Origin of the sequence: Janthinobacterium sp. PSRC1-1 (assembly GCF_049897525.1) — a bacterium.
In the GTDB taxonomy this organism is placed as follows: domain Bacteria; phylum Pseudomonadota; class Gammaproteobacteria; order Burkholderiales; family Burkholderiaceae_D; genus Janthinobacterium; species Janthinobacterium tructae.
In genome coordinates this window covers 218,987-234,782 of record NZ_JAFCWK010000006.1, presented here as the reverse complement: position 1 = coordinate 234,782, position 15,796 = coordinate 218,987, and the positions used below count along the sequence as shown (strand labels likewise).

The window sequence follows — 15,796 nt, the reverse complement described above, 5'->3', positions numbered from 1 at the left end:
CGGCCTGATCCGACCTACCCTTCGCTGCGCGCGCCGCAATACCGCGGCAAACTATCGGCCAGCCATACCCAGGCCATTGCGGCACGCCGCCCTGCGCTAAATCACGGCGATGATCAACAGCACCACCGCCAGCGGCGCCTGCACCAGCACGATGCCGGGGTGCGTGCGGCGCAGCTGGGCCCACACGGACAGACCAGCGACTTCCTCGTGCGGATGGTGGGCTTCGTCGCGCAGCGACATCGCGTGCAGGAACATGCCGGCGATCAGGGGGCCGGGATTGACCCACCAGCCCTGTTCGAGCAAGCCGCGCGACAGGTAGATGGCCAGCGCGCCGATGACGAACGGCGAAGCCCACACCAGCGCCAGCATCAGGCGGATGCCATAGAATTCGAACAGGGTACCCAGGCGGTGCAGGCGGCTGAAATCGTGGTCTTCCATGCGCTTGTCGATGGCCAGTTCGGCGCGGCCGTACAGGGTCCACAGGCCGCCGAACAGGCAGCCCAGCAGCACGCCGATGACGATATCGGCCACGAATACCGCATATTTGTTGACGTCGGCCGTGCCGATGCCCAGCGAGGTGTGGGCCGCCGCGTGCAGGTGCAGGCTGGCCTGCTCGCCTTCGGCCGTCGTATAGCGGTCGCGCACATCATAGGTGCTGCCGATATACACGACGTTCTTGCGTAGTGCATTCGCCGCCACGCCGGCCTGGCCATCGATCAGTTGGACGCGCGTGCGCGTGGGGTTCAGGAACTGGGGTGCCACGGCGGCCGGGTGAAACGGCGCGGTGACGGCGTTCTGTTCGGACGCCGCCTTGGCGTCGCCGTGGATGACGGGCTCGAACGCCCAGCGCGCCAATTCCTTTTCGCTGCCCGTGCGCCGCGCCAGCTGGCACACGCGGCCGGCCAGCGCCAGCCCTTGCTTTTGCTCGGACAAGACGGCCGGCATCGGTTGCTGCTGTTCCTGTTCATCGGCGCCATGCGCCAGTTCGAAGGCCACGGCCGCCAGCACGGGGCTTTTCAGCTCGATGCGCGTGACGGCGCCCATGCGCTCGCGGATCCGCGGGCTGGCGAAGTGAATGCCGGCCGCGCAGCGCGCGCGTATCCACGGCAGGTTCGCATTCCGGTCCGATTGTTCGGGCAGGATCAGCACCAGTTGCCGGCCATCGGCGGCCAACTGGTCGAGCAGGCGGTCCAGCGGCCGTTCGCCCGCCTGGTGCTGTTCATACACGGCTGGCGCCAGGTCCAGGTCGATGGCCAAGACCTTGCTGCCGCGCGCGGCGGCGCTGGCGAGCAATTGCTCCAGGCGCGTGCGCTCCAACGGTTCACGCTCGTCGAAGACCTGTTCGAACGCTGGCTGGTCGATTTCGATGATGCCGGGCCGGTAGGCGGCGCCCGGGTCCTTGCCCCGCTCCAGCAGCTGCCCCTGTTCCGCGCTGGCGCGCAGCATGGCCGCATCGAGCCATTCGAGCACGTGAAAACCTTCCAGCACCAGCATCAGCGCGGCGATCAGGCTGGCGCCGATCACGTGGTGCAGCAGATGCGTGCCGGTCAGCTTGAAGGCCGAGCCCAGCTGGACGATTGGCCACAGCAGGCGCCGCCAGAGCGGCGGGCGCGGTTGATCTGGCTGGCTGGTTTCCACTGGGCGTACTCCTTGCGTGCGGCGAATAAATTATCACTTAAGCAACAAGTGATGACGGAAGGACAGTATATTGTAGTTATGCCCAGTCCGCCGCACGGCTGGCAGCCTACTTCGGCTTGGCCAGCAGCAGCTTGCCCAGCGCCTCGAAGGCCGGCGTGGTGGTCGGGTCGTTCGCCGCATTGGCCGCCGTCGGCGTGGACGCAAAACGCACGATCACCATTTCCGCCTTCGGATCGACATAGATGCGCTGGCCGTACACGCCGCGCGCCATGTAGGCGCCATGGTCGTTATGCGTGACCCACCACATGTCGCGGTAGCTCCAGCCCTTGAGCAAATCGTAGCCGCCCTTGGCGAACAGCTGCTTGTCGCCGCCGCGGCGGATGTCCGCGACCGCCGCCTTCGGAATGATCTGCTGGCCGTTGTAGCGGCCGTCGTTGCGCAGCATCTCGCCAAAGCGGGCCAGGTCGCGCAAGCCCGCGCTCAAGCCGCCGCCGGCAAACGGCGTGCCCGTCGAATCGTCCGACATGTAGGCATCCTGCTCGGCGCCCAGCTTGCGCCAGACGTGCTCGGACAGATACTCGTTGACGTTCTGTCCCGTGACCCGGGCGATGAGCCAGCCCAGCACGTCGGCATTGACCGTGCGGTAGCCGAACGCCTCGCCATGCCTGCCCTGGTGCTGCACCGTCTGCAGGTACTCGAAATAGCTGCGCGGCCCCGTGTAATCCTTGGGCTTGGGCAGCGGATTGCCGGCCGCCGCGTGCTGCCACACCTCCGCCTTCGGGTCGGCGTAGTCTTCGCTGAATTTCAGCCCCGTGGTCATGTCGAGCACCTGGCGCACGGTGGCGTCGCCAAACGCCGACTTGGCCAGTTCCGGGATGTAGTCGGCCACCAGCTTGTCCGGATCGAGCTTGCCTTCGGCCACCAGCGCCGCACCCAGGGTGCCCATCACGGACTTCGTCACCGACATGGCGCCATGCTGGCCGCTGTCCTTCAGCACGCCGAAATAACGTTCGTACACGATGCGGCCGCGGTGCAGCACCACGATGCCATCCGTGTAGTTGGCGCCCAGCGACTGCTCCCAGGTCATGCTGTCCTTGCTGCCCAGCGGCGTGAAGCGCAGGCTGTCGATATCCTTGCGCAGCGCGCGCTGCAGGGGCTGCGGCGCCCCCAGGCCGCGCGACACATTCACCGTCGGCATCAACTGGCGGAAGTGCGACACGCTCCAGCGCAACTGCGGGAACGTGAAATAGCTGCCATCGTCGAAGCGGATGATTTTATCGGGCGGTGGCGGCGCGCCCACCATCCATTGCAATGCGGCCGGATCGCTGGCGGCGGCCGACAGCGGCGCGGCGGCTACCTTGTCCGTCTCTGCCGCGTGGGCGCCGGCGGCCAGCGCCAGGCAGGCGGCGGCCAGGGCCAGGCGTTTCATGCTGGGGAAATCGTTCATGCGATGCTCTCCTTGATTGTCAGAATATTCAATAGACCCATACGACGTTGGCCAGCCAGCCCGTCCACGTCCTGGCCTGCCCGTTCACCAGCTGGTTGACGCCCGACTGTGCGAACGAGGCGCTGAAACCCAGGGTCAGATAGGTATTCGGGTTCACCACGCGCACATACTTGACGAAGACATCGTTGGCCAGCATCGGGCGCAATACGCCGGCGATCACCACGGGCGCGTCGCCCGGCACGTCGAGGCGCGTGGCCTGGCCGAACTGCAGCGGGCTGCCCATCTGATTGGCCCGCACCTGGGCCAGGTAGGCGGTCACGGTGTCTTTTGGCGTCGGGTGCAGCTCGATGGTGGCCTGCAGCGCGTTCACGTTGGCATTCACAAAAACCCAGGTGGCCTTGCTGCCCGAAGCCCAGGCGCCCGGCGTGCCTTCGAAGAACAGCGGGTCGAAGCGCTCGTTGCGCGCCGTACGCGGATCGTCGCCTGAAAAACTCTGGTAGCCAAGCGTGAACTTCGGTGTCCAGGCCACGTCGGGCAGCGAAAAGCCCCCTTCCGTACGCCAACCCCAGCCCCGCATCGGCTCGCGCGTATTCCATTCGCGCGCCGCGTCAAAGCCGAACCAGCCTTTCGACAACACGCTGGGCAGCACGGGAACGCGCGCGTAGCCATACACGAACTGCAGATCCTTGCGGCCATCGGGCACGGCCAGCGGTGCGCCGATGCCGCCCGGCGCCGCCTGCGGATACGCGGCATGCGAACGCGGTACCTTGCCATACGCGATGCCGGCCTTGCGGTCGTTCGCGGGCGCGTAGCTGACGTCGACACCGACGACGCGCGTGCCGCTATCGTTGTCGGGGTTTTCATTCGGGTCGAGGTAAAACGCCTGGGCGCTGAACGCATCCTGGCTTATCTTGGCCACCACGGAATTCTGGAAGGACTTGCGCGGGCCGAGCTTCAGCGCGCCGCGGTCAAAGCCGTTCGAGCCGCCATTGGCGATCAGCATGCCGGTGCCCAGCGTAAAATTCTGCGCGCCGGCCGACAGGTCGAGCATGGCGCGCGTGCCGCCGAGCGGCATGCGGATGCCGGCGACGAATTCCTCGATCGAGATGCGGCCCGTGTCGCCCGCGCCGAAAGGGTCGTGGCGCAAGGTGCCCGATCCGACGGCAGACACGCGTGCATACAGCTGCCTGCCGTCGCTCAGGTTGCGCTTGAAGCCGAGCGCAGGCTTGACATAGAACTCGTACCAGTAGGGATGGAAATCGAAGTCGGGATTGCGCGCCGGCGTATTCGACAGCTTCCAGAACAGATTGCTCTCGCCGGCCACCTGCACGCCCGCTTCCACGGAACGCGTCATGTGCCAGTCGGCGCCGATGGCCAGTTCTACGGCGGCGCGCCGGGCCACCTCTTTTTCCATGCTGCTCTGCCCATCGGGATCGAGCTGGCCGGCGGCGCCGCAGGCGGCGCTCGCTCCCAGCAAGGCTGGCACCATCGTTCTGCGTATCAGGAACATCACTTGCATTGCCATAGATATCCCTTGCGATTACCGACTGTCAATTTGAGCGGATGTTATCAGAGATGCTCTTTTTTATTGTTGTAAAGCATCCAATTGTGCGGGGCCAGGGGCTGAGACGATCGTCTCACGACAGTTCCATGCTGCAATGCGACATGCATGTGCCTGCGCTTCGTGCTACAAACGGAAAACCATCCAAACACCAGCAACCGAGACACCGGAGAGCGCCATGCCCTACGTCCGCCAGACCAGCCATATCGACCGCGTGCGCGACCTGATCGCCGGGCGTATCGTCAACCCAGGGGCCGAGACGGCCAGGCTGGCGTCGTCGTACCGGCGCTCGCTGGACGACTACCGGCTCGACCCCGCCTCCACCACGGGGCCGCGCATCCTGACGGGCGCCGAACTGCGCGCCATCCAGCAATCCGAGGAAGGCTTTCTGCGTTCCACGGGCCAGTGCCTGCCGCGCCTGCACGCCATGGTGCGCGAAGCGGGCTACTGCGTCATCCTCGCCAACGCGCGCGGCGTGACGATCGACTACGTGGTCGACACGGACCAGCGCAAGGACTTCAAGAAGGCGGGCCTGTACCCGGGTTCGTGCTGGTCGGAAGAAGAGGAAGGCACGTGCGGCATCGCCTCCGTGCTGCTCGACCAGGAAGCCATCACCGTGCACAAGACCGACCATTTCCGCGCCGCGTTCACGGGCCTGACCTGCAGCGCCGCGCCGATTTTTTCGCCGCACGGCGACTTGATCGGCGTGCTCGATGCATCGGCCCTGAATTCGCCCGACGCGCGCGACAGCCAGCGGCTAGTCAGGCAGCTGGTGCGACAGGGTGCCACCCTGATCGAGGACGGCTTCTTTCTCAAGTCCTACAGCCATTGCTGCATCCTGCTGGCGCACCGCAACCGCCACTTCGTGGAGGTGCAGCCGGAGATGCTGCTCGCCATCGACGAACATGGCAACGTCGTCGCCGCCAACGGCTGCGCGCGCGACGTCATCGGGGGTCTCGACACCCTGCCGCGCCCCGTCGGCGAGGTGCTGGACGTGCGCGCCGAGCGGCTGTTCGACGCGCGCGCCGGACACAATCTGCTGTCCTTGCGCCTGGCCGGCGGCAGCACCTGGCTGCACGCCCGCGTGCGCGCGCCGCTGCGCCAGACCAGCCCGCGCGCACGCGTCAAGGACACGGCCCCCGTGACGGATGGCGTGGCGGCCTGCACGCCGCAGGAACAGGCCGAGCGCACGCGCATCATCCATGCCATGAACAGCGCCAAATGGCGCCCGCTGCAGGCCGCGGCCATGCTGGGCATCTCGCGCGCCACCCTGTACCGGCGCCTCAAGCAATTGCACATCGCGCCGCCGCACCGGCAATGACGCGATAAAGGCGCTGAGATTTCCGTCTCAATCGCCGCCATGCTGCGCTGCAGGATGCGGCGCCAAAACGCCAGTGTTACAACATCGTCAGCGGCAACACAGCCGCATCCCATCATAAAGTCAGCAGACTTGGAGGAGACACGATGCAAACCGATAACAACCCGCACGACCTGGCCGTGGCCGGCATCCTGGAGCAGCTCGAAGGCTCTCTTCGCGCCAACGATAATACGGGCGCCGCGCAACTGTTCGAACAGGACGGCTACTGGCGCGACCTGGTGCTGTTTACCTGGAACCTGAAAACCCTGGAAGGCCGCGAGCAGATCGCCGCCATGCTGGCCGCCCAGCTGGGCGCCGTGCAGCCCGTTGCCATCCGCATCGCCGACGGCGAACATGCGGTGGAAGCGGGCGGCGTGCTGCAAAGCTGGATCACGGTGGAGACGAACGTGGCGCGCGGCGTGGGCTTCATCCGCATCCGCGACGGCAAGATCTGGACCCTGCTCACCACCATGAGCGAATTGAAGGGTTTTGAGGAAGCCAAGGGCGGACGCCGGCCCATGGGCGCGGAGCACGGCGCGCGCACGGACCGCAGCAGCTGGCTGGAGCAGCGCGAACAGGAAGCGACGGAACTGGGCTACGCGCGCCAGCCCTATTGCGTCATCATCGGCGGCGGCCAGGGCGGCATCGCGCTGGGTGCGCGGCTGCGCCAGTTGAACGTCCCCACCATCATCATCGAGAAAAACGCGCGCCCGGGCGACAGCTGGCGCAAGCGCTACAAGTCCTTGTGCCTGCACGACCCGGTCTGGTACGACCACATGCCGTATATCCCCTTTCCCGACAACTGGCCCGTCTTCACGCCGAAGGACAAGGTCGGCGACTGGCTGGAAATGTACACCAAGGTGATGGAGCTGAACTACTGGGGTTCAACGTCATGCGAATCGGCCAGCTTCGATGCAGCGTCCGGCGAGTGGACGGTGCAGGTGCTGCGCGACGGCCAGCCCGTCACCCTGAAGCCGAAGCAGCTGGTGCTGGCCACGGGCATGTCGGGCAAGGCGAACATGCCGAAGTTCAAGGGCATGGACGTGTTCCAGGGCGAACAGCAGCACTCGTCGCAGCATCCGGGGCCGGACGCGTATGCGGGCAAGAAGGTGGTGGTCATCGGCGCGAACAATTCCGCGCACGATATCTGCGCCGCCCTGTGGGAAGCGGGCGTGGACGTGACCATGGTGCAGCGCTCGTCGACGCACATCGTCAAGTCCGATTCCCTGATGGACCTGGCGCTGGGCGACCTGTATTCGGAACGCGCGCTGGCGGCCGGCATGACCACAAACAAGGCCGATCTGACGTTCGCCTCGATTCCGTACAAGATACTGGCCGACTTCCAGAAGCCCGTCTTCAAGGCCATCCGCGAACGCGACGCGGATTTTTATGCGCGCCTGGAAGAGCGCGGCTTCATGCTCGATTTCGGCGACGACGATTCCGGCCTGTTCATGAAATACCTGCGCCGCGGCTCCGGCTACTACATCGACGTGGGCGCCTCCGAGCTGGTCGCCGACGGCAAGATCAAGCTGAAAAGCGGCGTCGGCGTGCAGGAGCTGAAAAGTCATTCCATCGTGCTGTCCGACGGCACGGAACTGCCGGCCGACCTGGTGGTGTACGCCACCGGCTACGGCTCCATGAACGGCTGGGCGGCCGACCTGATCTCGCCCGAGGTGGCGAATAAAGTGGGCAAGGTGTGGGGCCTCGGTTCCGACACCACCAAGGACCCTGGCCCGTGGGAGGGCGAACAGCGCAATATGTGGAAGCCCACGCAGCAGCAAGCGCTGTGGTTCCACGGCGGTAACCTGCACCAGTCGCGCCACTATTCGCAGTACCTGTCGCTGCAGTTGAAGGCGCGCATGGAGGGGTTGAACACGCCCGTGTATGGACAGCAGGAGGTGCATCACCTGGCGTGATCGTCTTGCATGCCGGCTCATGTCGGATTACGCGCGGCTTTGCCGCACTAATCCGACCTACCGCCACCCCAAAAAAAATGGCGGCGGACCGAAGTCCGCCGCCATTTTGCATCATGCAGCCAACAATTACTGTTTAATAGCTTCGATGGCAAACGTCAGGGTCACGTCATCGCTGACAGCTGGCGCATATTTGCCGGCGTTGAATTCCGAGCGCTTGATCTTGGCCGTGGCGTTGGCGCCGCAAGCGTCTTTTTTCAGCATCGGGTGCGGTGCGCAGGCGAACGAGGTGACGGTCAAGGTCACTGGCTTGGTCACGCCTTTCAGGGTCAGGTTGCCTTCCACGGAGGCCAGCTTGTCGCCGTCGAAATTGAACTTGGTCGATTTGTAGGTGGCGACCGGGTACTTGGCCGTGTCGAGGAAGTCTTCGCCCTGGATGTGCGAGTTGAACAGGGTCGAACCCGTATCGACGGACTTGGTGTCGATCAGCACTTCGACGGCGCCCGTCTTGGCGGCGCGGTCCAGCGTGACCTTGCCGGTGGTGTTATTGAAACGGCTTTGCTGCGTCGAGAAGCCCATGTGGGTGTACTCGAAACGGGGGAAAGTGTGGCTGCCATCGATGACATAGACTTCAGGCGCGGCAACGGCGGACAGCGAGAAGCCGGCGGCGGCGATAAAAGCGAGCAGTTTTTTCATTGTGGATTCCTGATAAAAAGTGGAGGATGTCAAAACCGCAAGCAGCTGCAGGCGAGCAACGCATGCGGCTGATTGTCTGGCTTCAGTTACAACAGATTATGCATGGCATGAAGATCGATGTAAAACGCAAAATATACCTAGTTAGCATCGATAAAATCGATAATAACGATGATGATGTCCACGACAGCGCCTACTGCTGCCGATTATTGTCTGCATTGCCCAAAATATCCAGCGTTATCCGGCGCCGCAGCATGCATCAAATGAGAATGATTCTTGTTATTATTCTTTAGGCTAGGTATCATCGCGGCCCTGGCGTGCATGCAGCGTCGCCTTGATTCCTCCATAATAGAGCCAAAAACAGAGCCGAACCCAGAGCAGAAAAACATGACGGCCACCCGCCACGATACGAGCACAGTGAACTCGCACCCCACCACCTCCCCGTCCCGCAGCCAGGGCATGACAGCCGGCGCCTTCGCCTGATGCAGGAGCCGCACGCCCGGATGCCATTGCGCGAAGCGCACGGCGTGCGCCTGCGCCGCTGGGCCTGGACCGCCGCTGGCGCCTTGATGGTGCTGCTGGGCATCATCGGCGCCATGCTGCCCGTCATGCCGACGACGATTTTCCTGATCCTCGCCCTGGCCTGCTTCAGCCGCGCCTCGCCGCGCCTCGAGCACTGGCTGCTGCAGCATCCCCGCTTCGGCCCGCCGCTGCGCCAGTGGCGCGAACACCGCGCCGTCTCGCGGCGCGGCAAGGCCATGGCTTGCCTGGGCATGGCCATCGGCTTTGTCGCCATGTGCCTGGGCCATCCGCCGTGGTGGGTCATCGCCATGGTGGGCGCCATGGAAATCGCCGTCCTCGTCTACCTGTTGCGGCGTCCCGAAGGCCCTGCCGCCAGCGGAGCAGAATCTGCCCGCGAAGACGGTAGCGGCGGGCAGTAAACGGCCGCGCCCACATCAAAAAAACGGCAAATCAGCCGAACTGCACATAAAAACACCGCGACGCCCACGCGGCGCGCGTCGAACTTTTCACCAGGATGCGGCTCCACTGCGCCCGTCCACGCGATTAAATTCGGCAGGAGCGCCAATTTCCCGCTTTTTCAACTTGAAAACGGGCGCATAGACATTATTTGCATATTCAAAGCAAGATTCTGTCGTAGGAGTAATAACACGATCGGAGGTATACTACGCAACCGACGTAGCAGGCCGGGCGATTTGGCCCCTGCAAGCAAGCCTGTCACGGTCCAATAAAAAAGGAAACACTGCATGACCACACCACCCCGTACGCCGGTGATTCGCATCGATGGCGCGAACAAGACCTTCGCGCTGCCCAAGGGCGAACAATTCCACGCGGTCAAATCGGTCACGCTGGACGTCTATCCCGGTGATATTTTCGGCCTGATCGGCAAGAGCGGCGCCGGCAAATCCACCTTGCTGCGCCTGATTAACCTGCTCGAGCGTCCCGACAGCGGCACCATTACCGTGGCCGGGCGCGAACTGACGAGCCTGAGCAAGAGCGAGCTGCGCGACGCGCGCCAGAATATCGGCATGATTTTCCAGCAATTCAATCTGCTGCAAAACGCCAGCGTCTTCGACAACGTCGCCTTCCCCTTGAAAATCCATGGCACGACCAAGGGCGAGCAGATCGCCGCCAGGGTCGAGGAATGCCTGGCGCTCGTCGGCTTGTCCGACAAGCTGCACAGCTATCCGGCGCAATTGTCCGGCGGGCAGAAACAGCGCGTGGCGATTGCCCGCGCCCTGGCCAGCCACCCCGACGTGCTGCTGTGCGACGAGCCGACGTCCGCGCTGGACGCGGAAACCACGCGCGCCCTGCTCGACACGCTGCGCGACATCAATGCGCGCCTTGGCGTGACCATCGTCATCGTCAGCCATGAGCTGTCGGTGCTGGGCGCCATCTGCAACAGGGTCGCCGTCGTGGAAAACGGCGCCATCGCCGAACAATTCGAGTTGAGCGACACGGCCACCCCGCGCAAGACGGCGCTGGGACGCGAGCTGGCGTATTACGGCACCGAGGCGTTTGAAGCCACCGCATGGAAGGATGCAACACATGTTTGAAGAATCGATCAATAACGTCGTCAACCTGCTGCCGGAAATCTGGGTCGCGCTGGGCCAGACCATGACCATGCTGGGTATCGGTCTCACGGCCGCGATCCTGATCGGCGGCCCGCTGGGCATTGTGCTGTTCCTCGTCTCGGAAGGCCAGTCGCTGGAAAACCGCCCGCTGTCGATGGTCCTGGGCTGGCTGGTCAATACCGTGCGCAGCTTCCCCTTCATCATCCTGCTGGTCGCCCTGACGCCGTTTACGCGCATCATCGCGGGCACCTCGATCGGCCCGCTGGCAGCTGCCGTACCCCTGTCGTTCGCCGCCATCCCCTACCTGGCACGCCTGGTGGAACAGAACCTGCGCGAAGTGCCGCGCGGCGTGATCGAGGCGGCGCACGCCATGGGCGCGTCGGAAATGCAGATCATTTTCCGCGTGCTGCTGGTCGAAGCGCGCTCCGGCCTGGTGCTGGCGCTGACCGTGCTGTCGATCAGCTTCCTGTCGTATTCGGCCGTGGCCGGCGTGGTGGGCGGCGGCGGCATCGGCGACCTGGCCATCCGCTACGGCTACTACCGCTTCGAGACGGACATCATGGTCGTCACCGTGGCCATCCTGATCGTGCTGGTGCAAACCATCCAGTTCGCCGGCACGCGCATCGCCAAGCGCCTCGACAAACGTTAATTCATCTTCAGTATTTCAGTACAAGGAAAAGCATGAACCATCTTCGCCGCAATCTGCTCCTGGCAGCCGCCAGCCTGGCCTTCGCCACCGCCGCCCACGCCAAGGACCCGAAAGAACTCGTCATCGGCACCAGCTCCGGCCCGTATTCGGACCAGCTGAAGCTGGGCATCAAGCCGATCCTGGAAAAACAGGGCTACAAGGTCCGAATCGTCGAATTCAACGATTATGTGCAGCCGAACTACGCGCTGGCCGAAGGCTCGCTCGACGCCAACGTGTTCCAGCACATCGTCTATCTGACCAAGTTCGCCACCGATAACAAGCTGCCCTTGAGTTCCCTCATCACCGTGCCGACCATGCCGATCGGCCTGTACGGCGGCAAGCAAAAAACCCTGGCGGAAGTCAAAAACGGCGCCACCATCACCATGCCGAACGACCCGACCAACCAGGCGCGCGCGCTGGTGATGCTGGCCAAGATGGGCTGGATCAAGCTCAAACCGAACGTCGACCCGCTGCGCGCTTCCGAGCGCGACGTGCTGGAAAACCCGAAGAAGCTGAAACTGGTGCCGCTGGAAGCGGCGCAGCTGCCGCGTTCGCTGGCCGACGCCGACTACGCTTTCGTCAATGGTAACTTCGCCCTGGCCGCCGGCATGAAACTGACCTCGGCCCTTAGCGTGGAAAAGATCTCGGACAGCTATATCAACCTGGTGGCCATCCGCACGGCCGACAAGGCCAAGCCATGGGTCAAGGACCTGGAAGCGGCCTACCGCTCGCGCGCCTTCCTCGACGCGACGAACAAATACCTGGCCGGCTACGAAAAGACGGACTACCAGCTGGCGCTGGAAAAGACGCTGAAAAAATAAACCGGCGCAGGCAATGCAAAAAAGGACGGCCAGGTGCAAACCCGGCCGTCCTTTTTTATTGTCTGCGCCACGCGGGCGCCATCGCTATTTAGAAGCGGTAGCCGACGCCTACGCCGATCAGGACAGGGTCGATCTTGACTTCGCTGGCCTTGGCGGCACCGACGAAGACGTCGCTGCGGATCTGGACTTTTTTGATGTCAAAGTTCAGCGACCAGTTTTTGTCCAGCTTGTAGTCGACGCCGGCTTGCAGCGAGAAGCCCCAGCTGTCATGCTCCAGGCGGCCAGCGCCATTCAGCAGTTTCACGCTCGAAATGTTCGTATAGTTCACGCCTGCACCGACGTATGGGCTGAACTGTTTTTCAGGCATGAAGTGGTATTGCAGCGACAAGGTCGGCGGCAAATGCTTGAACGTACCGATATTTTGGCCACCCAGGGTGACGTCATGCTTTTGCGGATACGTCAGGATCAGCTCGGCAGCGATGTTTGGCGTGAAGAAATACGAAATATCGATTTCAGGAATCGTCTTGCTGCTGACGTGGATCGTGTCCGATGCACCGACGCCCAACACCGGCGTGGATTTGTTGGCAGGATCGATGTGCACGGCGCGCGCGCGCACCAGCCATGGGCTTTCCTGCGCCATTGCATTGCCGGCGAATGCGCCGATGGCGGCCAGGACGATTGCTGCTGCAGTTGCGGACTTCTTCATTCTAGTTCCCTCTTTTTGTCGTTAAGTAACGCTGCGAAGTCTAAGAGTGCAGTGCAACAAAAACTTTGATCCACATCAAATAGTGCTAGATGGCATCATCAGAGGGATTTTTTTCTTTACCCAGGTCAAGAAAATGCGGCATTGCAAAATCAAACCACCTCGGCAAACAGGCTGGCGAGCCAGTCGGCAAACACGCGCACGCGCGGCGACAGTTGCCGCTGATGGGGATACAGCACGGACACGGGCAGCGGGTCGGGACGCATGGCCGACAACACTTCCACCAGCTCACCGGCGGCCAGCGCCCGCTCCAGGTGGTAGCGCGGCGCCTGGATCAAGCCCAGGCCCGCGCGGCAGCAGGCGTGATACGCGTCGGCATTGTTGACGGAGACGGTGCCCGGCAAGGCCACGCTGTGTCGCTGGCCATCCACCTTGAAATCGAAGGGCCAGACCTTGCCCGTCTGGGCGGAAAAGAAATTGACGGCGCGGTGGCCATCGAGCTGCGCCAGATTCTTCGGCGTGCCGTGCGCGGCCAGGTAGGCGGGGCTGGCGCATGTTACCTGTTCCAGCAGCGCCAGCCGGCGCGCCACCATCGACGAGTCGCTCAATTCGCCCACGCGCAGCACGCAGTCGACGCCTTCGCGCACCAGGTCGACGAGGCGGTCGCCCATGCCGATTTCCAGTTCGATCAAAGGGTAGCGGGCGCAGAACCGGTCCAGCACGGGCAGGACGAAATGCATGGCCAGGGTCGCGTGCAGGTCGATGCGCAGCTTGCCGGCCGGCTGCTGCATCGCCGAGGAAAACACGGCTTCCGTTTCTTCCAGGTCCGCCAGCAGGCGCGCGCAGCGCTGGTAATACGCCTGGCCATCGGGCGTGGGCGTCACTTGCCGCGTCGTCCGCTGCAGCAGGCGTACGCGCAGCCGTGCTTCGAGTTGCTTGATCGCATGCGTGACGGTCGCCTTCGGGTAGCCGAGGTCATGCGCCGCCTGCGTGAAACTGCGCAGCTCGACGATGCGGGTAAACAGACGCATCGCATCAAATCGGTCCATGCCCCCTCCATTGTTATTGCCTGCTGCACAGTGTAGCGATTCGAGCGCCATTTTTCCATCTTGAACGATAGTGCTGCTACAACTTGCCCGCCACGCAATGGGCACTTGCGCCGATGTCACTGGTTTCCCAACGGGCTACACCGCATCCTATTTCCAGTGCGCACATGCGAATGGTAATGATTATCATTTGCGATATAATGCAGGTTCACGCTTAAGCGCTCGCTCAGGCGATCATAAAAAGGAATGGGAGACATGGATATATTGAGGGAACTGCGTGAATCGGGCTTGAAAGTGACCATCCCCCGCTTGCGGATTCTGCAGCTGTTTCAAGAAGGCGGCATCAAGCACCTGAGTGCGGACGATGTCTACAAACTCTTGCTGGCTGAAAAGATCGACGTGGGCCTGGCCACCATCTACCGCGTGCTGATGCAGTTTGCCGAGGCGGGCATCTTGTTTCGCCGGCATTTCGAATCGGGCCACGCCGTCTTCGAACTCAATGAAGGCCAGCACCACGATCACCTGGTCTGCACCGGTTGCGGCAAGGTCGATGAATTCGTCGACGAAGGCATCGAATTGCGCCAGAATGAGATTGCCACCGAGCGGGGCTTCGTGCTGCACGAGCACGCGCTGTCGCTGTACGGCACCTGCGCCGAGTGCACGGCGAAGAAAATTCCGCCGCGCCGGGCCTGAAGCTGCCTGGGCCGCCAGGGCGCCGCTGCCTTGCGGTAAGATTCGCTCACGCTTGAGAAAGGATCACCCATGTACATCGGAGAAATCGCCCGCCTGGCGGGCACCTCGCCCAAGGCCTTGCGCCACTATGAAACGCTGGGCTTGCTGGGCGACGTACGCCGCTCGGGCGCCTACCGCGTCTACACGCAGCAAGACCTGGCGCAAGTGAGACTGATACGCCAGGCGCAGGCGCTGGGCTTCCGCCTGGCCGAACTGTTGCCCGTCCTGGCCGGCGACGAGACCGACTGGGCCGCCCTGTCGCGGCACATCGCCGCCAAGCGCGCGCAGATACAGCAGGAGTTCGCCCGCCTGCGCCAGCTCGACGCGCAACTGGCCGACATCGACACGGAAATTCACGACTGCCTGGCGCGCCAGCACCTTTCAGCGGCCGCTTGACTCTGCCACTAGGGGCAGGCTTTAGCATGCAGGCTGTTCTTTAACGGAAAGCCTGCAGCATGCCAAAAATAGCCCCCAAACGCGTCTTGATCATCCTCGGCCACCCGTCCAGCGACAGTTTCTGCGCCGCCCTGGCCGAGGCCTATGCCGCCACGGCCCGCAGCGAAGGCCACACCGTGCGCGAGCTGCGCCTGGGCCAGCTGGACTTCGATCCCATCCTGCACGAAGGCTACCGCCAGGTGCAGCCGCTGGAAGCGGACTTGCTGGCCGCGCAGGAAGCCATCAGCTGGGCCGAACACCTGGTGTTCGCCTACCCCATCTGGTGGGGCGGCGCGCCGGCCCTGCTGAAAGGCTTTGTCGACCGCGTCTTCCTGCCCGGCTTTGCCTTCAAGTACCGCCCGGGCAAGGCTTTCCCGGCCCAGCTGCTGAAGGGCCGCACGGCCCAGCTCCTGGTGACGATGGACACGCCGCCCTGGTATTTCCGCTGGGTCTACCACATGCCCGGCATCCACCAGCTGCGCAAGACGACGCTGGAATTTTGCGGCATCAAGCCCGTCAAGGTGGCCAGCTTCGGCCCCATCCTCAATTCCACCGAAGTGCAGCGCGCGCGCTGGCTGGAACAGGCGCAGGCGCTGGCGCGGCGCCTGTAGGGCCGGAACGGATTGCCATGCAGCCATCTTGCATACGGTTTTGACAAGCTGGTAATCA

Annotated in this window: 16 protein-coding genes; 10 read left to right on the top strand and 6 right to left on the bottom strand. The window is 63.4% G+C overall.

What is annotated here, in order from left to right:
* Window positions 1-96: 96 nt before the first annotated feature.
* The 3 genes from ACP7DW_RS15445 to ACP7DW_RS15435 form a co-directional block, all read right to left on the bottom strand.
* Window positions 97-1,638: a CHASE2 domain-containing protein gene (locus ACP7DW_RS15445; protein ID WP_426055348.1), complete on the bottom strand. Its 1,542-nt coding sequence runs from the start codon at window positions 1,636-1,638 to the stop codon at window positions 97-99.
* A 106-nt stretch (window positions 1,639-1,744) separates the two neighbouring features.
* Window positions 1,745-2,941 (bottom strand): serine hydrolase domain-containing protein, encoded by a 1,197-nt coding sequence (locus tag ACP7DW_RS15440; RefSeq protein ID WP_226939519.1) that lies wholly within the window; start codon window positions 2,939-2,941, stop codon window positions 1,745-1,747.
* Between the two features lie 172 nt (window positions 2,942-3,113).
* Window positions 3,114-4,610 (bottom strand): alginate export family protein, encoded by a 1,497-nt coding sequence (locus ACP7DW_RS15435; RefSeq protein ID WP_426055349.1) that lies wholly within the window; start codon window positions 4,608-4,610, stop codon window positions 3,114-3,116.
* A gap of 214 nt (window positions 4,611-4,824) precedes the next feature.
* Between ACP7DW_RS15435 and ACP7DW_RS15430 the strand changes: the two genes are divergently transcribed.
* Complete coding sequence (locus tag ACP7DW_RS15430) at window positions 4,825-5,967, top strand: helix-turn-helix domain-containing protein (RefSeq protein WP_426055350.1); 1,143 nt, start codon at window positions 4,825-4,827, stop codon at window positions 5,965-5,967.
* A gap of 143 nt (window positions 5,968-6,110) precedes the next feature.
* The gene (locus tag ACP7DW_RS15425; protein ID WP_426055351.1) at window positions 6,111-7,919 is read left to right on the top strand and encodes an NAD(P)-binding domain-containing protein; all 1,809 of its coding nucleotides are present in this window, start codon (window positions 6,111-6,113) and stop codon (window positions 7,917-7,919) included.
* A gap of 126 nt (window positions 7,920-8,045) precedes the next feature.
* Here ACP7DW_RS15425 and ACP7DW_RS15420 read toward each other — a convergent pair whose 3' ends face one another.
* Complete coding sequence (locus ACP7DW_RS15420; RefSeq protein ID WP_100873620.1) at window positions 8,046-8,612, bottom strand: YceI family protein; 567 nt, start codon at window positions 8,610-8,612, stop codon at window positions 8,046-8,048.
* A gap of 26 nt (window positions 8,613-8,638) precedes the next feature.
* On the opposite strand from ACP7DW_RS15420, the gene ACP7DW_RS15415 reads away from it, so the two are divergent.
* From ACP7DW_RS15415 to ACP7DW_RS15395, 5 genes are all read left to right on the top strand, one after another.
* Window positions 8,639-8,902 carry a hypothetical protein gene (locus ACP7DW_RS15415; RefSeq protein ID WP_426055352.1) on the top strand — a complete coding sequence of 88 codons (264 nt, stop codon included), beginning with the start codon at window positions 8,639-8,641 and terminating at the stop codon, window positions 8,900-8,902.
* Between the two features lie 210 nt (window positions 8,903-9,112).
* Complete coding sequence (locus ACP7DW_RS15410) at window positions 9,113-9,550, top strand: YbaN family protein (RefSeq protein WP_426055353.1); 438 nt, start codon at window positions 9,113-9,115, stop codon at window positions 9,548-9,550.
* A 324-nt stretch (window positions 9,551-9,874) separates the two neighbouring features.
* A complete protein-coding gene (locus ACP7DW_RS15405) occupies window positions 9,875-10,684 on the top strand; it encodes a methionine ABC transporter ATP-binding protein (protein ID WP_298413651.1) in 810 nt (269 codons plus the stop codon).
* The gene (locus tag ACP7DW_RS15400) at window positions 10,677-11,351 is read left to right on the top strand and encodes a methionine ABC transporter permease (protein ID WP_426055354.1); all 675 of its coding nucleotides are present in this window, start codon (window positions 10,677-10,679) and stop codon (window positions 11,349-11,351) included. The genes ACP7DW_RS15405 and ACP7DW_RS15400 overlap by 8 nt, the downstream gene beginning before the upstream one ends.
* Window positions 11,352-11,383: 32 nt before the next feature.
* Window positions 11,384-12,211 (top strand): MetQ/NlpA family ABC transporter substrate-binding protein, encoded by an 828-nt coding sequence (locus ACP7DW_RS15395; RefSeq protein WP_116744988.1) that lies wholly within the window; start codon window positions 11,384-11,386, stop codon window positions 12,209-12,211.
* An 88-nt stretch (window positions 12,212-12,299) separates the two neighbouring features.
* Here ACP7DW_RS15395 and ACP7DW_RS15390 read toward each other — a convergent pair whose 3' ends face one another.
* Together ACP7DW_RS15390 and ACP7DW_RS15385 are read right to left on the bottom strand one after the other, a co-directional pair.
* Window positions 12,300-12,917: an OmpW/AlkL family protein gene (locus ACP7DW_RS15390; RefSeq protein WP_152251095.1), complete on the bottom strand. Its 618-nt coding sequence runs from the start codon at window positions 12,915-12,917 to the stop codon at window positions 12,300-12,302.
* Window positions 12,918-13,066: 149 nt separating this feature from the next.
* Window positions 13,067-13,963: a LysR family transcriptional regulator gene (locus ACP7DW_RS15385; protein ID WP_426055355.1), complete on the bottom strand. Its 897-nt coding sequence runs from the start codon at window positions 13,961-13,963 to the stop codon at window positions 13,067-13,069.
* 252 nt (window positions 13,964-14,215) lie between these two features.
* On the opposite strand from ACP7DW_RS15385, the gene fur reads away from it, so the two are divergent.
* From fur to ACP7DW_RS15370, 3 genes are all read left to right on the top strand, one after another.
* Entirely contained in the window at window positions 14,216-14,653 is a 438-nt protein-coding gene (fur, locus tag ACP7DW_RS15380; protein WP_332861718.1) for a ferric iron uptake transcriptional regulator, read from the top strand.
* A 69-nt stretch (window positions 14,654-14,722) separates the two neighbouring features.
* Window positions 14,723-15,088, top strand: coding sequence for a MerR family transcriptional regulator (locus tag ACP7DW_RS15375; RefSeq protein WP_426055356.1), 366 nt, complete (start codon window positions 14,723-14,725; stop codon window positions 15,086-15,088).
* A gap of 59 nt (window positions 15,089-15,147) precedes the next feature.
* The gene (locus ACP7DW_RS15370) at window positions 15,148-15,738 is read left to right on the top strand and encodes an NAD(P)H-dependent oxidoreductase (RefSeq protein ID WP_426055357.1); all 591 of its coding nucleotides are present in this window, start codon (window positions 15,148-15,150) and stop codon (window positions 15,736-15,738) included.
* The last annotated feature ends 58 nt before the right edge of the window (window positions 15,739-15,796 follow it).